Source organism: Erythrobacter sp. Alg231-14 (assembly GCF_900149685.1).
Classification (GTDB): Bacteria; Pseudomonadota; Alphaproteobacteria; order Sphingomonadales; family Sphingomonadaceae; genus Erythrobacter.
Map to the genome: position 1 here is coordinate 493,046 of NZ_LT702999.1, position 22,627 is coordinate 515,672.

Annotated in this window: 21 protein-coding genes; 10 read left to right on the forward strand and 11 right to left on the reverse strand. The window is 54.7% G+C overall.

All coding sequences use genetic code 11. The annotated features are described in order from the left end of the window. The first annotated feature begins 12 nt into the window (after window positions 1–12). The gene (locus tag BQ8290_RS02315; protein ID WP_108787270.1) at window positions 13–1,731 is read left to right on the forward strand and encodes an AMP-binding protein; all 1,719 of its coding nucleotides are present in this window, start codon (window positions 13–15) and stop codon (window positions 1,729–1,731) included. 15 nt (window positions 1,732–1,746) lie between these two features. On the opposite strand, the gene BQ8290_RS02320 is transcribed toward BQ8290_RS02315, so the two are convergent. From BQ8290_RS02320 to BQ8290_RS02330, 3 genes are all read right to left on the reverse strand, one after another. Further along, window positions 1,747–2,544 (reverse strand): SDR family oxidoreductase, encoded by a 798-nt coding sequence (locus tag BQ8290_RS02320; protein WP_108787272.1) that lies wholly within the window; start codon window positions 2,542–2,544, stop codon window positions 1,747–1,749. 40 nt (window positions 2,545–2,584) lie between these two features. Continuing rightward, window positions 2,585–3,259, reverse strand: a complete 675-nt coding sequence (locus tag BQ8290_RS02325; RefSeq protein ID WP_337660927.1) for a hypothetical protein — start codon at window positions 3,257–3,259, stop codon at window positions 2,585–2,587. Window positions 3,260–3,555: 296 nt separating this feature from the next. Next, complete coding sequence (locus BQ8290_RS02330) at window positions 3,556–4,665, reverse strand: AraC family transcriptional regulator (protein WP_337660928.1); 1,110 nt, start codon at window positions 4,663–4,665, stop codon at window positions 3,556–3,558. Between the two features lie 248 nt (window positions 4,666–4,913). Between BQ8290_RS02330 and BQ8290_RS02335 the strand changes: the two genes are divergently transcribed. From BQ8290_RS02335 to BQ8290_RS02345, 3 genes are read left to right on the forward strand one after another with little or no spacing between them, the layout of a single operon-like run. Continuing rightward, the gene (locus BQ8290_RS02335; RefSeq protein ID WP_337660929.1) at window positions 4,914–5,150 is read left to right on the forward strand and encodes a hypothetical protein; all 237 of its coding nucleotides are present in this window, start codon (window positions 4,914–4,916) and stop codon (window positions 5,148–5,150) included. Beyond that, window positions 5,147–6,115 (forward strand): peptidyl-prolyl cis-trans isomerase, encoded by a 969-nt coding sequence (locus BQ8290_RS02340; protein ID WP_108787278.1) that lies wholly within the window; start codon window positions 5,147–5,149, stop codon window positions 6,113–6,115. The genes BQ8290_RS02335 and BQ8290_RS02340 overlap by 4 nt, the downstream gene beginning before the upstream one ends. Then, window positions 6,112–7,146, forward strand: coding sequence for a HupE/UreJ family protein (locus tag BQ8290_RS02345; RefSeq protein ID WP_108787280.1), 1,035 nt, complete (start codon window positions 6,112–6,114; stop codon window positions 7,144–7,146). Before BQ8290_RS02340 ends, BQ8290_RS02345 begins: the two co-directional genes overlap by 4 nt. Before the next feature lie 323 nt (window positions 7,147–7,469). On the opposite strand, the gene BQ8290_RS02350 is transcribed toward BQ8290_RS02345, so the two are convergent. The 5 genes from BQ8290_RS02350 to BQ8290_RS02370 all read right to left on the reverse strand — a co-directional run bounded on the left by BQ8290_RS02350 (window position 7,470) and on the right by BQ8290_RS02370 (window position 12,402). Further along, window positions 7,470–8,255: an SDR family oxidoreductase gene (locus tag BQ8290_RS02350; RefSeq protein ID WP_108787282.1), complete on the reverse strand. Its 786-nt coding sequence runs from the start codon at window positions 8,253–8,255 to the stop codon at window positions 7,470–7,472. A 152-nt stretch (window positions 8,256–8,407) separates the two neighbouring features. Next, window positions 8,408–9,019 carry a DsbA family protein gene (locus tag BQ8290_RS02355; RefSeq protein ID WP_108787285.1) on the reverse strand — a complete coding sequence of 204 codons (612 nt, stop codon included), beginning with the start codon at window positions 9,017–9,019 and terminating at the stop codon, window positions 8,408–8,410. Further along, a complete protein-coding gene (locus tag BQ8290_RS02360) occupies window positions 9,016–9,711 on the reverse strand; it encodes a glutathione binding-like protein (RefSeq protein WP_108787287.1) in 696 nt (231 codons plus the stop codon). The genes BQ8290_RS02355 and BQ8290_RS02360 overlap by 4 nt, the downstream gene beginning before the upstream one ends. A 166-nt stretch (window positions 9,712–9,877) precedes the next feature. Next, window positions 9,878–10,099, reverse strand: a complete 222-nt coding sequence (locus tag BQ8290_RS02365) for a hypothetical protein (RefSeq protein ID WP_108787289.1) — start codon at window positions 10,097–10,099, stop codon at window positions 9,878–9,880. Beyond that, the gene (locus tag BQ8290_RS02370) at window positions 10,096–12,402 is read right to left on the reverse strand and encodes a molybdopterin-dependent oxidoreductase (protein WP_108787291.1); all 2,307 of its coding nucleotides are present in this window, start codon (window positions 12,400–12,402) and stop codon (window positions 10,096–10,098) included. The genes BQ8290_RS02365 and BQ8290_RS02370 overlap by 4 nt, the downstream gene beginning before the upstream one ends. Before the next feature lie 73 nt (window positions 12,403–12,475). On the opposite strand from BQ8290_RS02370, the gene BQ8290_RS02375 reads away from it, so the two are divergent. Then, window positions 12,476–12,964: a winged helix-turn-helix transcriptional regulator gene (locus BQ8290_RS02375; protein WP_108787293.1), complete on the forward strand. Its 489-nt coding sequence runs from the start codon at window positions 12,476–12,478 to the stop codon at window positions 12,962–12,964. A gap of 19 nt (window positions 12,965–12,983) precedes the next feature. On the opposite strand, the gene BQ8290_RS02380 is transcribed toward BQ8290_RS02375, so the two are convergent. Together BQ8290_RS02380 and BQ8290_RS02385 are read right to left on the reverse strand one after the other, a co-directional pair. After that, window positions 12,984–14,726, reverse strand: coding sequence for an alkyl sulfatase dimerization domain-containing protein (locus BQ8290_RS02380; protein ID WP_108787295.1), 1,743 nt, complete (start codon window positions 14,724–14,726; stop codon window positions 12,984–12,986). Window positions 14,727–14,812: 86 nt separating this feature from the next. Beyond that, window positions 14,813–15,634 (reverse strand): sterol desaturase family protein, encoded by an 822-nt coding sequence (locus BQ8290_RS02385; RefSeq protein ID WP_108787297.1) that lies wholly within the window; start codon window positions 15,632–15,634, stop codon window positions 14,813–14,815. 133 nt (window positions 15,635–15,767) lie between these two features. Here BQ8290_RS02385 and BQ8290_RS02390 point away from each other — a divergent pair, with 133 nt between their 5' ends. Then, window positions 15,768–16,412, forward strand: a complete 645-nt coding sequence (locus tag BQ8290_RS02390) for a Crp/Fnr family transcriptional regulator (RefSeq protein WP_337661483.1) — start codon at window positions 15,768–15,770, stop codon at window positions 16,410–16,412. 174 nt (window positions 16,413–16,586) lie between these two features. On the opposite strand, the gene BQ8290_RS02395 is transcribed toward BQ8290_RS02390, so the two are convergent. Then, window positions 16,587–16,814: a hypothetical protein gene (locus BQ8290_RS02395; protein ID WP_108787301.1), complete on the reverse strand. Its 228-nt coding sequence runs from the start codon at window positions 16,812–16,814 to the stop codon at window positions 16,587–16,589. 113 nt (window positions 16,815–16,927) lie between these two features. Between BQ8290_RS02395 and BQ8290_RS02400 the strand changes: the two genes are divergently transcribed. The 4 genes from BQ8290_RS02400 to BQ8290_RS02415 all read left to right on the forward strand — a co-directional run bounded on the left by BQ8290_RS02400 (window position 16,928) and on the right by BQ8290_RS02415 (window position 22,552). After that, window positions 16,928–18,997 carry a hypothetical protein gene (locus tag BQ8290_RS02400; RefSeq protein WP_108787303.1) on the forward strand — a complete coding sequence of 690 codons (2,070 nt, stop codon included), beginning with the start codon at window positions 16,928–16,930 and terminating at the stop codon, window positions 18,995–18,997. Window positions 18,998–19,273: 276 nt separating this feature from the next. Further along, window positions 19,274–19,720 (forward strand): hypothetical protein, encoded by a 447-nt coding sequence (locus BQ8290_RS02405; protein WP_108787305.1) that lies wholly within the window; start codon window positions 19,274–19,276, stop codon window positions 19,718–19,720. Between the two features lie 80 nt (window positions 19,721–19,800). Continuing rightward, a complete protein-coding gene (locus BQ8290_RS02410) occupies window positions 19,801–21,135 on the forward strand; it encodes an MFS transporter (protein WP_108787307.1) in 1,335 nt (444 codons plus the stop codon). A gap of 73 nt (window positions 21,136–21,208) precedes the next feature. Then, window positions 21,209–22,552 (forward strand): MFS transporter, encoded by a 1,344-nt coding sequence (locus BQ8290_RS02415; RefSeq protein WP_108787309.1) that lies wholly within the window; start codon window positions 21,209–21,211, stop codon window positions 22,550–22,552. Window positions 22,553–22,627: the final 75 nt, after the last annotated feature.

The window sequence follows — 22,627 nt, forward strand, 5'->3', positions numbered from 1 at the left end:
GGACTGACCCTGATGAAACTGCAAGACGTGCTCAACGAGGTCGTATCCGAACTCACCGAACCGGGACAGCCGTTTGAACTGGCCCGTGCAGAAGTCCGTGGCCGCAAGATGAAGACCTGGGCTAATGCAGCAAACTCGCTGCGTGATATCTGGCTGGATACACAGCACTTCGCTGAGCGTGACTATCTCGTCTTTGGGGAAGAACGCTGGACCTATGCCCAGGCGCACGACCAGGTCGCACGTATCGCCAATTGGCTTGTCTCCAAAGGTATCGGCCAACATGACCGGGTTGCCATTGCTATGCGAAATTATCCAGAATGGATGCTTAGCTACTGGGCAATTGCGTCAATCGGTGCAGTGGCGGTCGGGATCAACGCCTGGTGGGTCGCTGAAGAGCTGGAATATGGATTGAAAGACTGCGACGCCAAATTGCTCATTGGCGATGCGGAGCGGCTGGATCGCCTGAGTGCAATCCGCGAGCGCTTACCCGACCTCCTTGTCGTTAAGGTCCGGACTGAAGACAATTTTGACTGGGCCACCGACTGGAATGATCTGCTCAAGGTCGATCCGGAGATGCCAGTCGTTACTATCGACGCTGACGATGATGTCTGCATCTTCTACACCTCGGGGACGACCGGCTTTCCAAAAGGAGCGCGGCTGACTCACAGAGGCTGCGCAAACCATCTGCTCACTTACCAGTTTGTCTTCGCGAGTCAGAGCCGGGCAGCTGCGATATTGAATGGAGTTGAGCCTCCTGACCCATCCGATGCGAATGTGCCACAGCCTTGCGCAATACTCGCTACGCCTTTGTTCCACGTAACTGCCAATAATGGTCTGGCACACTCGCTTACCGCGAATGGTGGCAAATTGCTTCACATGTTCAAATGGGATGCAGGCGAAGCTCTGCGCTTAATCGAGCAAGAGAGAGTGACCAGCTTCAGCGGCGTGCCGACTATGGCCAGGGAGCTGGTCCAGCATCCCGATTTCTCGCGTTGCGACTTATCGTCGCTCTCGGGCATTGGTGGTGGTGGCGCGGCTGTGCCACCGGATCTGATCGAGAAAATCGATAACGTCGAGCACGCTACAACGACGATCGCGCCGTCGACAGGCTATGGCCTTACCGAGAGCAGCGGGGTCGTAGCAGCTGGGTCTGGGCCTTTCTTGGTCGCCAAACCCACGTCAACAGGGATTGCGCTTCCTGTTTGCGAGATGAAAACGATTGACAATACGGGGGCCGATCTGCCGACCGGCGAAGTTGGGGAAATCTGTATTTTCGGGGCACAAGTATTCAAGGGCTATCTAAACCGTCCTGACGCGACAGAGGAGACTATTGTCGACGGCTGGTTGCGAACTGGCGACATAGGGTTCATTGATGCTGACAATTATGTCCATCTGGTCGATAGAGCCAAAGACATGGTTTTGCGCGGTGGCGAAAACGTCTATTGCTCAGAAGTTGAGGCGGCAATCTACAGATTCCCCGATGTGTTAGAGTGCAGCGTTTTTTCGGTCCCCGATGAGCGGCTAGGTGAAGAAGTCGGCGCGGCTATATTCTTAGGGTCAAAAGCCGAAGCAGACGTTGACGAATTGCGGAGTTTTCTGAGCACCAAAATCGCCGCGTATAAGGTGCCGCGCTATATCTGGGTCATGGATACCCCGTTACCGCGTAACGCGAATGGAAAAATTGTAAGGCGCGAGCTTCAAAAGACGCTCGTAGTCGATCGCGCATATTAGCTCGCTTCTTGGTGCCTATTTAGCGATCAACTTGTGAACGGTCTTCTTCATGAAGTTCGAGTAGATACCGGGCAGGTAGCGCTTCATCCGCCAGATTGCTTTGTCGCGAGAACCTAAGATGATCACATGCGTACCCTTGATGACCTGATCGTAGGTCATCTGTGCAACGTCCTCAGCAGAGATTGGTGCTTGGTCCATCATCCTTTGCGCGGTTTCCCCTGCTTCATCGTTGCTGGAACGCATCGAATTGACCAGCTTACTTGGGAAAGATGAAGGGCAAACGACAGAAACTGACACACCATCGGGGTACAGTTCGTGCGATAGCGTTTCCGACAAGGCAACGACACCGGCCTTGGCGACGTTGTAGGCGGACGAATTGCCCAAATGAATGAGCCCGGCCAATGAAGCGATATTGATCAGGTTGCCTTTGGACTGTTTCAGCAGGGGAACACAGAAATGGCAGCCTTTGACGACTCCCATCAGATTGATGTCGACTGCCCACTGAAAGTCCATAGGCAGTAAACTGTCGATTGATCCGCTCACCCCCACACCGGCATTGTTGACGAGCGCATCAAGCCCCAACCATCGGCTTTGAAGGACATCAACAAGTTCGCGCCATTGATCTTCGCTTGTGACATCGAGTTGCTGGAAGAAACAATCCGTCCCGTGCCGCTGTCGCAATTCAGCGGCGACCTGTTCGCCAGCTTCTTGCTGAATGTCTGCAACACACACAGACCAGCCCTCAGAGGCATATTTGCGAGCTAGCGCTTGTCCCAATCCGCTTGCAGCTCCGGTGATAGCAATTCTCTTCATTCTCGTATCTCTCGTTGACTTGATGTTCCGAAAGGGATGCTCAGGGCAGAGGGATTGGTGCTGTCAGCGTGACAACACTATCAGCGTTTGCGTCCTGATTGGGGTCCACCACATGACCGCCGGGAAAAAAGACTGACTGGACTTCCCCCTCGACGTCCAGACAAAGATCATGATTGTTGTCATTGTCCGCAAGGTCGCCAATCGCGAATGGCTGCACTGTCCGAACGGTGCCGTCCGGCGTCTGTAATGTCACCTGATAGAGCTGCGCATGATTGGGCGTGTCAGCAACATCAGAGGTGGGCACGATGCCACCGTTCCAGGTCACGCGGATGATCTGTTGAAGCCCATTCTGCGGACAGTTTTCCTGCCTCTGCCAATCTGTATTTGCCGCTTGATCCACCTGCCAGTTTTCTTTGGGGACTACTTGAGCAAACTTCAGCGATGGTCCTGCCGCAAGAGGTGTTACGGCGACCGATGCGCCACGAAAATTGGCACTCTCATCCAGCGCGTGGAGGTTGCCAGTAACCTCGACCCGCGCCGGCGGATCTTCTGAAGCTGAGCCGAAATCGCCAATCAGAAGCAAAGTTCGAAGCTCGCCGGGCTCGCTTGCAGGACGCAATGTGACGCAATCAACCCGGCCCAAATCTCCCGACCGGAGCCAAACGGTGATATCTCCAGCCTCGATTGTCGTGACATCAAGCTGTTTGGAAAACACCAGAGGCATTCCGTCTGCCCCAGCCAATCTATTGCACAATCGAAATCCAACCCATCTGATGCGGCGGCTATCGTCCAATCCGTAGAATGCCGAGAGCAGTTCCCCGTTCTGGTCAACTCCAGGTCGGGAAAGATCGCTCTTCCGGGTTCGATCCTGCAGGTCTGCGCTTGAAAATGGATCTGTGGGTCTCGCGAGCAAGGTTGCAAGGCCAAAGACCACGAGCAGAGCGATAAGTGCGAGAATGATCTGCGCTCTAGACCGTGAGCGAGGTCTGTTTGCAGGTTCTTTTGTAGACATCAGGCAGCGAGATTCCCGCTAGCGTGAAGGCGATACTCGCTCGGCGTGATCCCGTTCCAGCGAATGAAAGCTCTGCGGAAACTCGCTGTCTCTTCGTAATCGAGTAGAAACGCGATTTCGGCGACTATAAGTTCGGTTCTGGCCAAGTACTCTTTGGCGAGCAGATTTCGGATCTCGTCAAGAATGAGGCGGAAGCTAGTGTTTTCGGTTGTGAGCCGTCGTCGGAGCGTCCGTTCGCTCATGTTGAGTTGATACGCAATTTTGCCAACGTCCGAAAATTGCCCCGCGGATTGCATGAGAAGACATCTCACGTCAGCGGTGGTCTTCTCTGCAGCGTGAAGACCACTAAGCATCTCTTCGCATTGTCGATTGAAGACAAGATGCTCTGATACGTTTGCAGTCCTGACAGGTGTGTCGAGAACTTTCGTAGGCAAAACGATCTGGCTTCTCTCAGCATCGAACACCAGATCGGCGTCGAAGGTGCTCTCGAATATTCCGACATTTGCCGGTGCTGGAAATGCAAACTGGACCTGGGCTCCGTCGAGCTTGCCGCGGTGCAAAGTGCTCCCGATGGTACTGAATTGTGAAAAGAAAATCTCGGTCGCGATGCGCTGCCGTTCGGGACTATTGACCATCAGTTCTAGCCAAAGCACCAAGTCCCCATCATTGTCTTGAACCTTCCACCTGGGCTCAAAGAAGACTTTTCCATACCTCAGAGTTAGGTCAATTGACTCGCGTAGGTTCGCACAGGTCATCAATGCGAATCCAAGAGTTCCATAACTCTCAATTCCGACTCTTTGCCCCAGTTTCAGCGCAAGGTGAGGGTCTCCGGACAGCTCGACCGCACTCTCCAGTAGAATTACCGAGTCTCTTGGAGTCGTCGGCCCTTGCGCAGAGAGACCCTTGGTACGAGCATATCTCAGCAGCTGCTCGGGGGTGACGCGAACTCGCTCCATTAGTTCCAGCAATTGCAGAAAGACATCCCGATTTACTCTGTTTTCTCGCACTCCTCCGACCGGATCAATTGGATTGAACGAATTCATGATGAAGCCTCCTGCGATATGCAGGATATCATATTCGGCCACACCCAAGAGGTCATTTTCGGTCAAATCGTCTCTACGCCCTGCGCGGCAGGGTGTGGCCAAACCCCGCCTTGGCCGCAAATGATCCCTGGTCTTGTCACTTTGTTCGCTACTCCATTTTGCTAAGGGGATGTGAGGACTCGGTGGACATGATTGGCTTCGTAAAGTCACGACCTATAGTGTCGATCGTGATTGCGTTTTTTGTCGGCCTCGCGGCCTTCGGCTGTAATCTGCTCGTCGGGTTTCCGCGCCCACACAATCCGCGAGTCTCTGGAATGCCCGAAAAGACGGAGTGGGCAGCCGTGGGGGTGCGAGAGAAATTGGGCAATCCCGGATCGCAAGTCGCTCTTCAGGAAAACCTATTGGCGAAGCACGCAGCTGGGCTTTGGGGCGTGCCGAGCTTTAGTTTGCTCGATGCCGAGGGTAAGCAGATCATGGCTCTTTGGGGACAGGATCGGCTTTGGCTTATCGCGCAGGCTATCCAGCGTGAGCTTACTAAGGCTGACCGATGACGAAGTTCAATAAGCCGTGGTTCCACTTCCTTGTGCTGGGGGCGGCCCTCTTTCTATTTCGTGTCGCATTGTTTCCCGAGCCTAAATCGGTGGTTGGGCCGTTGAGCGAAGCCCGTATCGCTGCGTTAATGGCGCAATGGAACGTCGAAAATGGCCAACAAATGATGTCGGACCAGAGGGCCGGCCTGATCGCGGCGGAACTCGATAGAGACATGCTTTTCCAGCATGCGCTTGAAATGGACCTCCATCTCGAAGACGGAATCGTCTTTCAGAGGCTGATCCGCAATATGAACTTTCTGGGGCTGGCCGACGGGCAATCAGAAACAGAATTGTTCGAACGGGCTATCGACCTGCGCCTTCACCTGGGAGACGAAGTCATCAAGCGCAGGTTGATCCAAAGGGTTGAGGAACAGCTTTTGGCACAAAGCCTGCCGCCCGAACCTACCACTGCGGAGATTGAGACGGCGTTTGAGCAGAGATCAGACGAGCTCCGTCACCCTCCACGCTATAGTTTTGAGCACGTCTTCTTCCCGGAAGGTCAGCCGGGCGCGGCCAGAGCCGCAATTGCCAGGATAGGAGCACAAGATCTCGGAATTGACGCCGCCCGTAGGTTGGGCTTTCCGTTCCTGCTTGGCCAGTCATTTACGCTCCAAGACCCCAATCAACTGGCGCGAAACTTCGGTAGAGATTTTGCCCAAGCTCTGATTCAATCCGACCCTCAGGCAGAGCATTGGGTGGGTCCTGTCCAGTCAATTTATGGCACACACTACATCTGGATAAATGCAGTCGAGCCCGGTCGCGAAGCCAGTTTGGTGGAAGTGCAAAGCAGGCTCATAACCGACCTTCAATACGCAGCGCGTGCTGAGGCGCTCCACTGTGCGGTGCTCGCATTGCGTAAAGATTATGACGTGCGCGGATTGGCTGCGACAGAATTGAACAGGGGTTCGGGGGAGAGTTGCCCATGAAGCTTACTCTGCACCTTCTTGTCGGTCTGCTTGTGATGCTGTTTGTGGTCGATCCGGCTAGTGCCCATCGCTTTGCCCCCTCGCTTCTCGAAGCAGAAGAGATCACACCGCAAACCTATAGGATTGTCTGGAAGACGCCTTCACAAGCGACGAGTGCCACGCCCTTGCAGCCGGTTTTTCCGGATGCTTGCGAACTGGATGGCGAAGCGCTCACTGTTCAGGAGGGCACGGGCCTCGTTTCGACCTTGACGCTCAACTGCGAGGCGCTGGGGACGACGGGTCTGGTCGGTCAGTCAATAGGTGTGAGCGGATTGGCTGAAAACCAGACCACTGCGATGGTTATGCTGAGCCTTCAAGACGGGCGTCATTACCAAAGCACGCTGACCGTCGAAGAGCCTGATTATCTTGTGCCTCATTCACCTAGCATTGGCGCAGTCTTGGTCGACTATTCGTGGTTAGGTATGGAACACATCTGGGGTGGTCTCGATCACTTGCTATTCGTCACCGGGCTGCTGCTCCTGGTGGGAGGCGGCATGCGTCTTCTTTGGACCATCACGGCATTTACCGTCGGTCACTCAATCACATTGATCGCGGTTACTTTGGGGGCAATCGAATATCCCGTTTCGCTGATCGAGTTCATTATCGCACTCAGCATTTTCGTCGTGGCATTGGAACTCTCAAGAACGATTGGACAGAATGCAGATGAAAGAGAGGACGGCACGCGGGGTCTGATCAGGCGTCATCCTTGGTGGTTGGCGGGCGGGTTTGGTTTGCTGCATGGAATGGGCTTTGCCGGAGCCTTGACCGAGATTGGCTTGCCACAAGACAACATTCCGCTTGCGTTGCTCTCGTTCAACGTTGGCATTGAAGTTGGCCAGGTAATATTCGTCGCAGCGCTCTTGGCGGCATGGAGGGTGATCGGGCGAATAACAGACTTAAATGTCGACCGGTTCGCGCCTCTTCCAATCTACGTATTGGGCGCTCTTTCAGCCATGTGGTGTGTCGAACGCGGCATAGAAGTGCTCAGCTAAGAAAACGTGTCTCACGACTGGAGACCAGTTCGCACCAGACTGCCTCCACCGCCACATACTCCCTTAAATGCGGAGTTTTCTGACAGATTTTTATGCGGCTGTCCTAAGAGGTGCACCGATGGATTGCTGATAGCGATGTTTAACCACCTCGCGATGCAGCCTGAGCTCGTAGATCGAATGAGTGCCAGGCTATCGTACGCCGAGTTCACTTACGGGAAGTCGGACTGAATGAATATGCTGGCGTTATGCAAGAAGACCGGCAACTCCTCCTATTGAATCGGGATCTGACTCTCCCTTCTCTCAAATCCCCACAACAGATTTGCTCACGCATTCTTTATCGTCATCCCTCCATCGACCGGAATCACGGCTCCGTTGAGGTAGCTCGCGGCGGGTAGGACCAGCGATAGGGTTATGTGCGCGACTTCCTCTGGGTTGCCGTATCGACGCAGAGGCACGCGGCGTTTCGCGAAGATTTCTTTGTGCTCTTCGGGGATGCCATCGGTGATGCCGGTGCGAATTGGGCCGGGGCAGATGCAATTGACGGTAATCCCATCGCGGCCAAGATCGACCGCCATCCCGCGCGTTAGTCCAATCACACCGTGCTTGGCTGCGACATAGGGTGAGTTTGTGGGCGTTGCGCCAATTCCTTCGGTAGAGGCAATATTGACGATCCTTGGGCATTCGCTTGTGCGCAAATGCGGCATCGCAGCGCGGATCATGCGTTGATGCGCGGTAAGCAGGCCGTTGATGCTCTTGTCCCAATAATCGGGGTATTGGTCATCCTCAATCTTGGCGTGGAGCGAAAAGCCCGCATTGTTGATGACAATGTCGAGCCCGCCAAAATGCTCCACGACCTTAGCAACACCGCTCTCAATCGCGGCCTCATCCATCACGTTGAGCGCCAGAGGTAGAGCAGAACCCGAATAACCAGCCTTTGCAATCTCTGCCGCCACCGCATCGCATTTGGCTTGTTCAAGGTCTGTCACTGCCACATGCGCGCCTTCGGAAGCGAAAAGATGAGCCGTCGCCCGGCCCATTCCACTGGCGGCCCCTGTGACGATTGCGACGTGACCCGCGATTGAGCGGCTGAGGTGTTGGTAGGGTTGCATTGGAGCCTCTCTGAAATCTCTAAGCTATCTGGCCGCGTGTCGTGCTTGTGCCCATTCTGGCACGAGAAACAATGAGCACAACCGTTCTATCGAAGCGGCAATGCAAATACTCATTGTGATGAATGGCCTCCATGGTGTCTAAACTTCAGGTTCTAACCAGCTTCAATCGCTTGCCTTACAAGTGGCAATTGGTCGTTTCCAAAGTACAGCTTGGTCCGGTTCACAAAGATTGTCGGTGAGCCAAAGGCACCTCTGGCAATCGCTTCTTCGGTGCTTTGTCGCAGCCGGTCCTTTGTGGCCTGCTCAGTGGCTTTGGCCAGCAGCGCCTCACCATCCAATCCGCACTCATTGGCGATAGCAGCGATCACAGCCGGATCGTCGAGATTGCGTTGATCGCGGAAATACCCGTCAAACGCAGCCTCTGAGAATCGCAAAAGCTGATCTTCGTTCTCTTCGAGAGCGCAACATGCGCGCATGGCGATGACTGAGCGAACTGGATGATGCTCAGAAGGAAAATTCATCGCAACCCCAGCGAGCTGGGACCATTCTTTGAGCCAAGTAAGACTGTGACGATACTTAGGTGCATCGGGGTTCGCGCGGCTTTGATAAACCTCTTCGTTCACCGCATTGAATACGCCGCCAACGAGAAAGGGGCGCCATTCGATGCTTGTCCCTGTTTCTTCGATGATTGGCCCAATGTTTCGAAAGGCCATTCGAGTCCATGGCGAAGAAAGGTCGTAAAAGAATTCGAGGCTTGCGGTCATGACTTGGTCTCGTTGCCAAAGAGGATCTTGTTTGCTTGCGGGTCGTCTTGCGGGCTGCGCCTCAGCGCGCTCCGCCCCACCGACATGCCGCGGCGCAACCCGGGGCGTTGCTTGAGTTCTTCATACCAGCGCGAGACATGCGCATAGCTTGCGAGATCGATTTCCTGCGCCCGATAGGTTTGGATCCATGGGAAGACAGCAATATCGGCTATGCTGAATTCGCCGCCAGCAAGATAGGAGTGCTCGGTGAGCCGCCGGTCCAGCACCCCGAACAAGCGCTCCACTTCGCGGCTATAACGCTCCGTCGCGTAGGCAATCCGTTCAGGGGCGTAGAGTTTGAAGTGCCCGTGCTGACCCATCATTGGTCCGAGCCCGCCCATTTGCCAGAAAAGCCACTCCAGCGCCGCTGTTCGTCCCGCACTATCCTTTGGTAGCAAGGTTCCTGATTTTTCGGCGAGGTAAAGCAAGATCGCCCCGCTTTCGAACACTGAGAGCGGCTCGCCTCCTCCATCAGGCGCGTGATCTACTATGGCCGGGATCCGGTTGTTCGGGCTGATCGCGAGGAATTCGGGAGTGAACTGCTCACCCGCCCCGATATTGACCATCTTGGTGGTGTAAGGAAGGCCGCTCTCTTCGAGCATGACCGAGATTTTCCAGCCATTGGGCGTTGGCGCGAAATACAGATCGATCATTGTGCTAGCCCCTCATTTCCCCGTGTTGTTCAAAGCTATGAACCGCCAAGGGTCGCCGGTCAAAATTCTTTAAGGTAAGAAAGAGCGACGGGCCAAGTTCACCGCGCGCGCCCTGCGTGAGACAGCCCAGAAACGATCTGACACCGAACTCTGAAGCAGCATCAAGCTAGGATTCCAATCTGCCCGATTGATACGCAGAAAGCTCATCTGGATCGAAGCCCAAGTCATTGTCGACGATCTCATCGCGCATGAAATCTTCTTCAGGAGATCGTTCGACTTCGCGATTGATCAACCAACGGCACAATTTATCGAGCAATGATTGGTTACGAGATGACTTTGCCACCATTTTCAACAAAAAGGATGCCCTGAAGGCAGAAGGGCCGCTCATTCTGCAGGTTCCTTCGCTTGGAGCGGCGCTCCGATTGATGCCTCTTCCACGCCCGGTTCCAATGTTGAGCCGGCCACCTTGTCGATCCGACAAGGTACGCCTTTGAGGTGCGGTATGCCTTGTTCGCGATCAAGATAGTCCGGATCATCGCGGCACAACTGCGCATCAGCGTATTTGAGCGCTCCGGAAAGACGGCCTGCGCCTTGCTCCATTTCTGGTTTCCACCAGCCGTGAGGGACCCTCACAAGGCCATCCGGCATCGCTTCTTTGATCGCAATCTTGATCGAAATCTTGGCAAGCTGGTTCGATACCTCCACCCATTCGCCTTCCGCTAAACCCTGCGCCTTTGCCGTACCGGGGCTGACAAAAACCAATGGATCCGGATGGCGTTTGCGCATTTCGGGGATGTGACGATGGCCAGTTTGGAAAAAGCCATCTTCGCGCACGCCCGTGAACAACATCAGCGGATATTGGGGGTCAACGGGCGGATCTTCGCGGAAATAAGGGAGCGGATCGAAGCCAAGCACTTCGAGCCCGGTCGATTTGAGTTCAACCTTGCCTGTTGGCGTCGCAAACCCGACCTTTTTGTAACGGTAATATTCGGCTGGCTTGAAGTGAATTTCGGTCTCAGCGCACATTTGCGCAAAGCTCTTGCCCGTCGACGCAAGCCGCCAATCGTACAGATCGTCAATCGTATCCCAAGGCACCAATTCAGGTCGATCAAGCGCGCCCGCAATAAGCTTCCAAAATTCGAACGTGCTCTTGCATTCCCCCGGCGGTTCCATGCTTTTTTCGGAAAAGCGCACTGTCGATGTCCAACCAAAAGTGTCCATCATCCAAGGCCGTTCAAGCCAACTGTCGGCGGGTAAAATATAATCTGCCAGTTGAGCCGATGGTGTCATAAACTGTTCATGCGCCACGATCAGATCCTGATTCATCATCGCTTTGATAATCAGGTTCATATTGGCGTAGCTCATCATCGGATTGTTGCCGAGGAAGAAGAACGCTTTGACGGGATAGGGGCCCTCACCCGCCATCGCGCGAAACGTGGCAGAAGGCGTCGCCATGTGACAGCCCATCACAAGGTTGGCGTATTCCTGTCCGTACACCCGCTTTGTCGGTTCGCGGAACATGTCTTGTCCTCGATAGGTGAAGGCGGGATGATTTTCAGAGCCAAGCTGTTTCGCTTTCTGTTCTTCGCTGATGGCTTCGTGCATCTCGATGACGCTCTCGTTGATGATATCGGGGTTGAACCCTTCGAGGCGCTCGCCGCCTGGCGCATCAACGTAGCCACAGATTGAACGCAGAATGCCCTGCAAGCGAATGCCCGACGTGCTGTTGCGTTGCATGTCGGTGATTGGCGTCCAAGGAATGATCGAAGGGCCTTCGGTGGCGTACATGCGCGCCGCCTTGGCGATCATATCCGGGTCGCAGCCCGTCAGCTTGGCGACGCGATCAAGTGGGAACTCATCGACGCGCTCCTTCAATTCTTCGAAACCGATGGTCCAATTGGCAACGAAGTCTTTGTCATAGAGTTCTTCATCGATGATGACCTTGAGCCAACCGAACATCATGGCCACATCGCTGCCAACTTTCAGCGGCAGCCAAATATCCGCTCTCTCCGCGCTTGAGCTTTTGCGCGGGTCCATCACGATCAGTTTGGCGCCTTTCGCTTGGGCCGATCGGATGAAATTGTACATCGGCGTCCAACTGTGGCGGCGCGGATTGTGGCCCATCAACACGATGCATTTGGTGTTGGCAAAATCCCCCATTGGAAACCAGCCATAGGTGTAGCGGCTAACGGCGGCCGTATTACCAGCGCACAGTGCCACACCGCTGATGTAATTTGGGGTGCCGATATGGTTCATGATTCGACGGCCCAAACCATGATCGGTGCCGGTGTTCCATTGACTGGTCGAAACCGCCCAAGCCTCCGGACCGTGCTTGGCTATGATCGCCTTGAGACGGTCACCGATATCGGCAATCGCATCATCCCAGCTAACTTCTTCCCATTCCCCAGACCCTCGTTCGCCCACGCGTTTTAGAGGCTTCATCAATCGAGTTGGGTTCGCGAAGCCTTTGGGCGCGATAATCCCTTTCATGCAAATATTGTCTCGAAAGATCGGATTGTCGGAAGAACGGATCCGCGTGACGCGCTCTTTCTGAACCTCCGCCACAACATTGCACGCAATGTCACAAGAAGCACAGATCACGCGTTTTGTCGTGACACCTTCACGCACCGGACGTTCGGTATACTTTGCGGAGGCAATGGCTTGCGGATCGATTGGCGGTGCAGCTGGCATGGCATTCTCCTAGACGAGAAAAGACATTAGTCTAAAAATTGGACTTTGCCTAGTCGCGTGTTAGATAGCTCCCATGAAATGGAACGAAGTCAGCAGTGAGCAATGTTCAGTCGCAAGGGTCTCAGCGGTTCTGGGCGACCGATGGACCCTTGTTATTCTTAGCGAATGTTTCCTTGGCGTGCGTCGGTTCGAACACTTCAAAGAGCGGCTCGATATCCCGCGGACCACCCTTTCGACCCGGCTTCAACGGCTGGAAGATCACGGCGTGCTTGAACGCCGTCTCTATCAAGAGGGGCCGGATCGGCACGAATATCGGCTGACCCCAAAGGGGGTAGCGCTATACCCCGTGCTTTCGACAATCGTGACTTGGGGGGACACTTATTATTCCGATGAGGCAGGGCCGCCCATCCTGCGCAAGCATGTGGAATGCGGCCACGATATTCAGCCCGTTTTGGCATGCCCCGAATGTCGCAATGACATTACGCCGCGCCAAATGTCGGCGCGCAAACGCCCCGATGGCCCGGGGCAACAGCCCGTCCGCCGCGGTCCGATAACCGGATAGCCAAGTCTTCTAAGGCGCCTCAAAAAAGCGCAGCGAACTCCGCAAACTTCGCTTGATCGCCGGCAACGGAGATCGCGCCTTTGGCCAATTGCTCGTCCCAATTCGATAGTCCTTCACTCAAATTGGCCAGCTCTTGATGCTCAAGTCGAATTGTGAAGTCGGTGGACTGCAGATCGTAGGGTGAAGTCAGCAAAACACCGTGGTCAATCTCCACAGAATACGCTTCGTCGCGGTCAACAACTTCGACTTTGAATGCAATGTCACTTTCGCGCGCGGCTTCGACATTCAATCGAGCACCAAGGGTGTGAAGGAACACATTCGCATCCGCTGCTCGATAATATTCCGGCAGACCCCTTCGGGCGCTTGCGCTTTGAAGAAAGGCCAGTGGAATGGCACCGTCTAGAATCTGCGCCTGCGTCAGCAGATAGTTTCGCTCATTGGCGCTCTCGCTGGCATAGGCGATGCTTCTGAGCGACCAAGATTTGAGTTCGCGTGCTCTGTCATTATCGGGTGCAACCGCGATGACATAGCTGGAAAGCTCAACAGCCCAATGAAAATCGCCCGCCCCATAGGCCTCTTCAATCGCAATAACCGAGCCGTCGACTCCATCGAATCCAGCAACGATCCGATCCGCACGCACAGCCGGAGACACCGGAGAAAGCGTAGCCGCATCGCCGGTAAATGAGCCCATATGCTGATTATAGACGCCCCGCGCGATCCAGCTCAATTTGTGATAATAGTCGCCGCGCTCGGCGCCTTGTGAAAACCAATCGGGATAAGCCAATTCGGCCTGAACTTGATCGGCTGTTTGGTTCTGGCGAATTCTGCGCATCACTTCATCAATGATAAATTGCGCCGACCGCCGATCGCTTCGGACAAGGGACCGAACAGCGTCGCGGCCATCAACGACATCACCGTGCCCACCAATCAAGACATCCGCATCAAATGATCCGATCCGGGTCAGGCTTTCGACGTATCCTTGGGCATCACGGCCCGGTTCATGTCTGGGCGTCGCCAAAATGACATGGACAAAACTCTCGGTGATCGCATCTCCGGTCAAGATCGCTTCAAATTCGGGGAACCAAAGCGAGAGCCCATCGTCGAGATCGCCGGGAGTGTGGATCGCTTGGAAACGAAGCCCGGCAATTTCCAACCACTCTCCATCGCTGACTGTTTTTGTCGGCACAACATAGGACAACGTCCCGCCAATGCGCAGCACGGGGCCACCGCCAGATCCAACCGTGCCGGCCATACCTTCGGGCAGAAGAAGGCCAAGTTGAGAGACAGCTCGCAATGTGAAAGCTGGCCGGACGGCGCTAGCAATGTGGTTGATGTTGCGTTGCCAGTTTTCGAAGGCATAGAAATCGGCATTGGGGGCCTCATTGCGAAATGCACCCGATCCACCGACATGGTCGCCATGACCATGCGAGTAGAACACCGCCACAATAGGTTTGTCGGTGATTTCACGAATAGCAGCGATTGCAAGCGCGGCCTTCTCTTCTCGAAGCCCGGTATCCATAACGATCAAACCGTCCGGACCTTCAACAAAGATCATGTTGCACATGTCAAAACCATGGGCGACGTGGATGTTCTCTCTTACGGTTATGATTTCCGGCTCAGCAAAGCGTTCTTGGTGGGTTAGGAGCCGCTCATTCGCATTTGGCTGCGGCGGTTCCAGCCTAATCGGTTCAGAGGCGGACAAACTCCCGGCGCAAACGGCAATGGCAATTCCGATTGCGTGCTTCACGTTTTTGAACGTCATTGCTGCTTCTCCATCCCAATTCTCCACCCTGCTATTTGGTTGAGCAGGAGTTTAGCTATCTGCATAGATGCGCTGAATTGCCGTCATCATTCTGGTGCGCTTTGCTTCTGTTTTGGTGCTCCAACCAACGGCCAAATCAATTGTTCGGCGATGCTCGTCTCAGGCAAATTTTCAACGCCCATCTCTTCGGGATAGCGGCGGGTGATTTTTGCAGTGCCAAACAAAACGTCCCAAAAGAAAAGCAGATTGCCGAAATTGCCTTTGTAATTTGTAACACCGTCGGCGGCGTGCTTGCCATGATGCGCGCTATGCGTTGCGGGCGTCGAAATCGTCCGTTCTAGCACCCACATTACCGGCGAAAGCCATTTGATTTTATACAGCGGCTCATCCCAACGAACATCCGAATGGGCGCCGTAAATGACTGTCATCTTGATAACGATATAAACGGCATAAACCCATCCGCCACCAAGATAGATCAGCGCTCCCGAAAGCCAAAGACCAGGCATCAAGAGGTAGTAAAACAGGTTGTTGCGATACACCACGCGGATCGAAAGGTACTCAGCGTTGTGATGCGGCCTGTGCAAATTGTAGAGCCAAGGAACCGTGTGCGACAGACGGTGCCAACCATACTGCGTCAGGTCGTCAAAGATTAGGAATAGGCCGAAGACCGCCAAGAATGACCAATCCTTCAACATGTCCGCCGAACCAGGTGCGATGAATGCAGCAACGGCAAATCCCCCCGCCAGTACGAGAGGCTGTGTGAAGAGCGACAGGGTTAGAGTGCTGACGATTTCTACGATCCCATCTGAACCCTTCTGACCCTTCTTGTTGAAGAAGTTTGTGAAAGCGATCTCAAGCAGGACGAACACCACAAGAATGGCGAAGACGGCAAGAAGTTCAGGTTTCATTGTTGCTCTCCAAACGCAGGGTCGAATCCCGCCTTTGCCCATCGAGCTAGCACTCACCCTTGTGAATGAATGTCCAATATTTTACATTTGATGAATTATGTTGGATCTTGTCTCGACCCGCTCACCCAATTTTATGGATTCGCTTCCGCCTCATCTCGCGGATGAATTCCGCAAAGCGGCGAGCCTAATTGCTTATAACACCGGCCAGTTGATCCATAGCCGCGGTGACGAGAAGCCTGGGATTTCCATCGTAAAGACCGGAGGCGTACATGCCGGAATTTACGGTGCCAATGGGTCATTCGTTATGACATCCACACTTGGTCCGGGCCAGACATTCGGCGAATTCACCCTATTCGCCGGCCTGCCACGGACCCACGATATGACGGCGGCAAGCCGGACAGAAATTTTCCAGCTTTCCGCCCCTCGTTTCATTGCCTTGTATGAACGGGAAGCTGAGATCTCTCGGGCATTGCTCTCAACTTCCCTAGTACGAACGCACATCCTGCTAGAAATGATGGATGCGATGCGCCGCCTACCTGTGCGGGAACGCACTGCGAAAGTCCTTGTTACGATGATGCAAACAGCCGGTAGCGAAAACGTTTTTGAATGCCGCCAGTCTGATCTTGCCTTTACACTGGGCCTGTCCCGGATGTCGTTGAGCAAAGCGTTGAAGCAGCTTTCCGATCTAGGCCTAATTGAAACGGGCTACGGCCGTATTTCGTTGCCGGACCCAAGAAAGATGCGAGACTGGGTGGGCCGTCATTGCGGCGCGAATTGAATGCACCAAGACGCATCTTGATCGCATGATTTTCGGAGACATCACATAAGCGTCCTACCGCCGGCCTAAGCGACGCAATGTCCGATCTTAAAGAGGAACGGAGATCCGATGGCGATTTCTGGGTTAGGGAGCTATGTTATTGAGTTCTTTAAACTCTACCATAGTGCTTCCGTCCTAGCCACTTAAAGTGTCCAAACGTTCTCGCATGGTTTCCGAGAATCTGAAAGCGACGAAGATAGCCCCTTCGCCCACGCCTTTAGCGAGATCGTTGACCCATTCCGTTTGCGCCATGTTGATCTCAACCATGATCGCTGCGTCCGCTGCAGAGATACAAAAGCGGCGCTCGTTTGGCCCCTGATTGGGGGTTGCAATGACTATGCCGATCGCTGCGAGCTGTTTCATAATCCGCTGCCCACTTACGCGCGAGGCCCATTCATTCTATCTACCCATTTGCAAAGGCAGCCCTGACGGGTAAGCCCTAGTTCGGGGGGATTAGTGTTTTGGGGCAAACTGGAATGAGGGTTTCGGCAGACGCTGCGCTGTCGGCGTCGTTGTTTGGCGAATTCAACCTTGAGACCCGTTCGGGCGATTCAATCGATCTCAAAAACCGTCGCGCGGCATTGGTGCTCGCAATCTTGTTCTTGCAGCCTGATCAATCAATTGAACGTGAAGCGCTCGTCAAACTTCTGTGGCATGATCGCTTTCCTGCACAGGCTAAAGCCAGTTTGCGGCAATGCTTATCGGACCTGCGCAAATATCTAGATAGCCTTGAGATTGATGCCCTAACGGTCGCCCGAAACAGCGTCACACTGAGGACCCAGGCGTTGCACAGCGACCTTACCGATCTTGAGGTCGCTTTGAACGATAGTGACTGGGATCGCGCGATCGAACACCTCCTCGCGATTGGCAATCTACCATTGCTGGAAGGCGTGTCGCTCAACCCGGCGTTTGACGGGTGGCTTGTGGCCCGCCGTGAACACATCGACGCGCGGATCAAATTGGCCTTGGCAGACGCGATCGAGACCGCAGACGATGAAGCACAACGACGTCTATGGGAAGCATCAAAGGCGCGCTTTCCGACGCTCAGGGGGATCGCGCCGGAACAAGGCAGAACGGTCATCGCTGTTCTCCCATTCCGCGAAAGTGAGGACCTCGTAGATGGCCTGTACCTAGCTGACGGCGTGATCGATGAATTATCCTCTCGTCTTGGCGGCGTCGCGGGAATAGCTTTGGTTGGTCGCACTTCGATCGCAAAAGTCACAGAAGAGGGCGGGACGGTGCCCCAAATGGCGGCTGCACTGGGCGCCTCTCATCTTGTGGAAGGGAGCGTCAGGCGAAGAGCCGACAAATTGGAAGTGCGGGTCGCTTTGATTGAAGGGACATCGGGCACAGAATTGTGGTCGGATGTGGTCACCGGTTCGGTCTCAGAATTCTTCGAGGGACGAAGAGTTATCGGTTCAAATGTAATCGCTTCGATCGGCAAGGCTTTGGGACAGTCATTTACATCGGCGCCCACGCGCAGGATGACCGCCGACCGTGAAGCCTATGCACTCTACTTGCAGGGAAGCTCTCTTCGGCAAAAGATCGGGATCGACGGAGCATTGGCGCGCGGGATCGAGCTGCTGGAAAAGGCGCTCGAGATTGATCCGGAATTCGCCGAATGCTGGACCTCATTGGCCGATGCGCACATCATGACCGCCGCAATTACGCCCAGTCTTCGGCGGATCGAGCAATCAGCCGAAGGCGCAGCTTGCGCCGAAAGAGCCATTGCTCTGGACCCGGGCCAAGGCCACGCTTTCTCGGTGATGGGTGTGCATGCGTGGACCCAATTCAACCCCGCGCGCGGACTTGAATTGGCGCTGGAGGCCTATGCCCGCGATCCCAACAATTCGGATGTTGCCTCGCGGCTTGGTTCCTGCCTGCTTTACCTCGGCAAGACCAAAGAGGCATTGCCCTATGTCGAAGAGGCTGTGGACCGGGACCCGATTTATTGGCGCAATCTGGTGATGCTCACGGCCGCCTACCTTGGTTTGGGTGAGTGGGAAAAGGCACGCAAAGTTGGTCAAAGGACGATCGACATGGGCGCGCCGGGCATATTCCTTGCGATTGCACAGTTGGCGTTGGGCGACCGCGAAGCCGCGATAAAAAGCCATTATGACAGCCGCTTTTATCTCGACACGATCTTTATGCGCCCGCCGGGCGTTGCGGCGATGGATGAATCAGCCCGCGATGGCTATTTTAGACTGGCATCGCGAGGGATCTACAGCGGCGAAGAAGCCGATTACGCCGCCTACAGTCAATTGATCCACGGTCTTCATGCCACAATGCAAGACCCATACGATTCCTCGGTCGTCTTTCCCGCGATCTGGATGGGGCATACTGATTTGACGATGAAGATATATTCAGAGTGCATCCACCCAGCCAATATGTTCGGTTTGATGACCCTTTGGATTGATATTGATCCAATCAATCGAACGATCCGACATCCGGACTTTATGGCGTTTGCCGAGAAGACTGGCATGGTCGAGGCATGGAACCGATTTGGCTGGCCTGATCTTATCCCAACGGATCCGCGGTTGTCTTGAACTGCTCTCGATTGGGCGGATGCGCTCACAAGTGACCCGAACACCAAAGAATTGACGTTTTTTTGACGCTCCGGCCCGTTGACGATCGGGGCTGTGCCAATGCATTCTCGTCGCAACGGGGAATTACAAAAATAGCCGTTTTTTGAGGACCTTGTGAACGCATGTTCACCGGGCATTGGCGGCGCTTTGCCTGCTCCTCACGTGGGTCGCACCACACCTGATTGGCGACTGGCATTTTTACCTGCGCCGATTGCGAAACGACGAATAGGGAATCCAATGAAAACCTTCAAAACTCTTATGACCGCTGCCGCTTTGGCAGTTACACTTCCTTTTGCCGCGCCCGCAGCAGCGCAGGAATTTCCGCTGGTCGCGGGTGAATATATGGAAGTCAGCGGTATCTTTGTGAATGACGGAGCCGAATTCCAGTATGCACAGCATCTGGCGGACAATTGGGCGCGCCTTCAAGAACATGCAAAGATGCAAGGTTGGATCACGGACTATGAAATTCTGATCAACGTGAATCCGCGTGAAGGCGAACCGCACATCTATCTAACGACAACGTTTGCTGCGTTTGCCGACGCAGCCGAACAGGAACGTCGTAACGCGCAGATGAATGAATTTGCCGGACGAAGCGTCCAACAATTGATTTCAGAATCCGGCGATCGCGCAGAATACCGCACGATCGTTAGCTCGATGCTGCTTCAGGAATACAAACCACGCTAAAGTCTAAGCGTCTTAAGGCCCGGCGGATGCTTACTAGTCCCGAGCATCCGCCGGGTTTTTAGCAACAATCGAGAAATCATATGACCCGTTCATTGGCCACGCCGGCTATGCCTTCGCGCGCGCATGGTATTCCCGCGCTCACCACCAGCAAACCGGCGCGCTTTGCGACGATCATGGTGCTCTATTTCCTTCAGGGCGTGCCCGTTGGTTTAACGACAGTCGCTCTGACCGCTTGGCTCGCAGCGCAAGGGAGCACACCGGTCGAAATTGGGGCCTTTGTTGCGTTCGCGCTGCTCCCTTGGTCCGCAAAGCTCTTCAACGGGTTGCTGATGGATCGCTTCACCTTCAAGCCGATGGGACGAAGGCGGAGCTGGATCCTCGCCGCACAGGGTTTGATGATGGCTACTTTGTTGGCCATGGCCGCGCTGGCCCCCTCGGCCAGCGATATCGCGTTGCTGTCGGGCTTGTGCTTTGTTTTAAATTTGTGTGCCGCGTTCAATGATGTGGCGGTAGACGGGTTGGCGGTGGACATCGTCCCCAATGACGAACGCACCGCCATCAACAGCGTCATGTTTGCGAGCCAATCGGCCGGCATCGCGATAAGCAGTGTAATCGCCGGCAGCCTGCTTATGTCGGGCGATATCACGACAACCGCATTGGTCTTGGCCGTTCTAGTCGCTGTGGCGAGTGTTTTTGTTGGCGTCTTTCGCGAACGGCCAAGCGAACGCTTGTTACCGTGGTCCGCGGGCACCGCGTCGTCGGAATGCCTAGAGCGTCAACAGGATGCGTTCTGGCCCATCATTAGCCGGGTCGGCCGGTCGCTAGCCAATCGTTATGTCCTGCTGTTCCTTGCAGGTTTGGCGTTCACCCAAGCGCCCTTTGCGTTCGCTGATTCCGTCTCCCCAACTTTGGCTGTGCAACAACTGGGTTGGGACAGCGACGTCTATTCCAATTTTCGAGGCCTCCTCAACCTGATCGCCGCTGGTGTGGCTCTAATGCTGCCCGTCCCGCTTGTGCTGTGGCTTGGCCTTTCCAGAGCGCTGATCGCACAATTGGTCGCCGTAGCATTTTTGTCCGCTGCAGCCGGCCTGACTTTGCCGAATTGGCAGGGCGACACCGCGTTTATGGTCTACGAAGGGGCGATCTACGCCCTATCGCTTTCCAGCATGATCACTTTGATCACATGGGCGATGCGCATTTGCAATCCGGCGGTCGCCGCAACGCAATTCGCATTGTTTATGGCGAGCGCCAATTTTGCCCGCTCCATCTATTCCGCCAATTCCGGCTTTCTGATCGAAATGGGCGGCTATTCTGCGACCTATCTTTTCATGAGCATGACCTCCGTGATCGGGTTGCTGTTGTGCCTGTTCGCCCGCGTTGGGGATGAACAATTAGTCACCAACCATGAAGATTGATCGCGCGACCAAAGCGCGGTCGCCGTTTGCTCGAAATCTGAATCTTATTCCCCCGCACAAAGGATTGTGACCAATGACGAGCATCGCCGCGGAGTGGCGCGAAACCGGCAGCCTACCCGCCTTCTCAGATCACCCGACACTAAGGTTACTGCTCGGAACTCTGCTCTATTTGGCGCAAGGATTCCCGCAGGGGATTTTCTACGCAGCAATCCCCACATGGCTTGCGGCAAATGGAGCATCCACTGCTGTCGTCGCTTCTGCGGCCGCAGCCAGTGCCCTGCCGTGGAGCATGAAATTCCTCGCTGGCCTATTCATTGATCGCTACACGTGGCGCGCCATGGGGCGGCGGCGGCCCTGGCTGATGGGCTCGCAATCAGCAATCGTAGCCACTTTAATCATCGCTGCATTGATTGCTCCTTCGCCAAGCGACACGGCCATTGTGATCGGTTTTGTCCTGACCTTGTCGATACTGACGGCGGTGCAGGATGTTTCCCTCGATGCGTTGGTCGTTGATCTCACACCAGAAGCGGAAATGGGCCGGATGAATGGCTTTATGTTCGGCGGAAAAGCGTTCGGCATCGCCGGGGGGACAGCGATAACGAGCTATTTGTTGGAGCATTACGGTTTCTCCAATGCAATGCTGGGAATGATCGCGTTCTTTGCGGTGCCTGCGCTTTCGGTGGTGCTCATTCGGGAGCGCAAGGGTGAAAAACTCCTTCCTTGGACGCAGGGAACGGGCACTAAGGCAGGCAATTTGCCTGAGGATTGGTTGTCCATTTTGGCGTCCGCATTCAAAAGCCTGTTTCGGCGCGAAACGCTCTTAGTCGGGCTCATATTGCTGACCTACGGCATTCATCAGAATCTTAATGACACCACAAACAGCCTGTTTGCGATCCGGCAAATGGGTTGGTCCCAGTCGCAATTTGGCTCGTTGCTTGCCGCATCAAACATCGTGATGGGCATCTTTTGCCTCACAGTCGGGGGCTGGTTCGTGGATCGCTTTGGTCCGGGGCCCATAGCGCTCTGGTCAGGCGCGGCGGCCTTGGCCATCATGGCGGGGTACATTGTGGACGAGGCGCTGTGGCAATCGGACGAGCTGTATATCGTCTGGTACTTCGCAAAAAACGTGCCGCTTTTCTTGTTTTATCTTGCCAATTTGGTGCTCGCGATGCGCGTCACGCCAACCGCAACTGCAGCCACGTCGCTGTCCGCCCTTTTGTCTGTTGGAACGATGGGTTACGTTATTGGGGCCGCCGTCCTTCCTGCGCTGGAGACGTTCGGAGGGTATCAAGCGATGTATGGAGCGAGCGCTGTGTTGGTGGTTGTCGCTGGCTCAATGTCGCTGCTGCTGAGCAAGGAGGTACGGTTGGCTGCACAATCAACCGCTTCGGCAAGCGACGTTGCGATGCCTGTTTAGCAAAGGAATGCCCATCTGCGCTTGCTGGGCCCTACAACACGCGGGCGTTGAAGCATTCTTACCGAAAAGAAAAAG

What these genes read in the sequence shown, in the direction of transcription:
- BQ8290_RS02315 (WP_108787270.1), top strand. Translation starts at nt 13, where the DNA reads ATGAAACTGCAAGACGTGCTCAACGAGGTCGTATCCGAACTCACCGAA.
- BQ8290_RS02320 (WP_108787272.1), bottom strand. Translation starts at nt 2,544, where the DNA reads ATGAAGAGAATTGCTATCACCGGAGCTGCAAGCGGATTGGGACAAGCG.
- BQ8290_RS02335 (WP_337660929.1), top strand. Translation starts at nt 4,914, where the DNA reads ATGCCCGAAAAGACGGAGTGGGCAGCCGTGGGGGTGCGAGAGAAATTG.
- BQ8290_RS02340 (WP_108787278.1), top strand. Translation starts at nt 5,147, where the DNA reads ATGACGAAGTTCAATAAGCCGTGGTTCCACTTCCTTGTGCTGGGGGCG.
- BQ8290_RS02345 (WP_108787280.1), top strand. Translation starts at nt 6,112, where the DNA reads ATGAAGCTTACTCTGCACCTTCTTGTCGGTCTGCTTGTGATGCTGTTT.
- BQ8290_RS02350 (WP_108787282.1), bottom strand. Translation starts at nt 8,255, where the DNA reads ATGCAACCCTACCAACACCTCAGCCGCTCAATCGCGGGTCACGTCGCA.
- BQ8290_RS02355 (WP_108787285.1), bottom strand. Translation starts at nt 9,019, where the DNA reads ATGACCGCAAGCCTCGAATTCTTTTACGACCTTTCTTCGCCATGGACT.
- BQ8290_RS02360 (WP_108787287.1), bottom strand. Translation starts at nt 9,711, where the DNA reads ATGATCGATCTGTATTTCGCGCCAACGCCCAATGGCTGGAAAATCTCG.
- BQ8290_RS02365 (WP_108787289.1), bottom strand. Translation starts at nt 10,099, where the DNA reads ATGAGCGGCCCTTCTGCCTTCAGGGCATCCTTTTTGTTGAAAATGGTG.
- BQ8290_RS02370 (WP_108787291.1), bottom strand. Translation starts at nt 12,402, where the DNA reads ATGCCAGCTGCACCGCCAATCGATCCGCAAGCCATTGCCTCCGCAAAG.
- BQ8290_RS02375 (WP_108787293.1), top strand. Translation starts at nt 12,476, where the DNA reads ATGAAATGGAACGAAGTCAGCAGTGAGCAATGTTCAGTCGCAAGGGTC.
- BQ8290_RS02380 (WP_108787295.1), bottom strand. Translation starts at nt 14,726, where the DNA reads ATGACGTTCAAAAACGTGAAGCACGCAATCGGAATTGCCATTGCCGTT.
- BQ8290_RS02385 (WP_108787297.1), bottom strand. Translation starts at nt 15,634, where the DNA reads ATGAAACCTGAACTTCTTGCCGTCTTCGCCATTCTTGTGGTGTTCGTC.
- BQ8290_RS02390 (WP_337661483.1), top strand. Translation starts at nt 15,768, where the DNA reads ATGGATTCGCTTCCGCCTCATCTCGCGGATGAATTCCGCAAAGCGGCG.
- BQ8290_RS02395 (WP_108787301.1), bottom strand. Translation starts at nt 16,814, where the DNA reads ATGAAACAGCTCGCAGCGATCGGCATAGTCATTGCAACCCCCAATCAG.
- BQ8290_RS02400 (WP_108787303.1), top strand. Translation starts at nt 16,928, where the DNA reads ATGAGGGTTTCGGCAGACGCTGCGCTGTCGGCGTCGTTGTTTGGCGAA.
- BQ8290_RS02405 (WP_108787305.1), top strand. Translation starts at nt 19,274, where the DNA reads ATGAAAACCTTCAAAACTCTTATGACCGCTGCCGCTTTGGCAGTTACA.
- BQ8290_RS02410 (WP_108787307.1), top strand. Translation starts at nt 19,801, where the DNA reads ATGACCCGTTCATTGGCCACGCCGGCTATGCCTTCGCGCGCGCATGGT.
- BQ8290_RS02415 (WP_108787309.1), top strand. Translation starts at nt 21,209, where the DNA reads ATGACGAGCATCGCCGCGGAGTGGCGCGAAACCGGCAGCCTACCCGCC.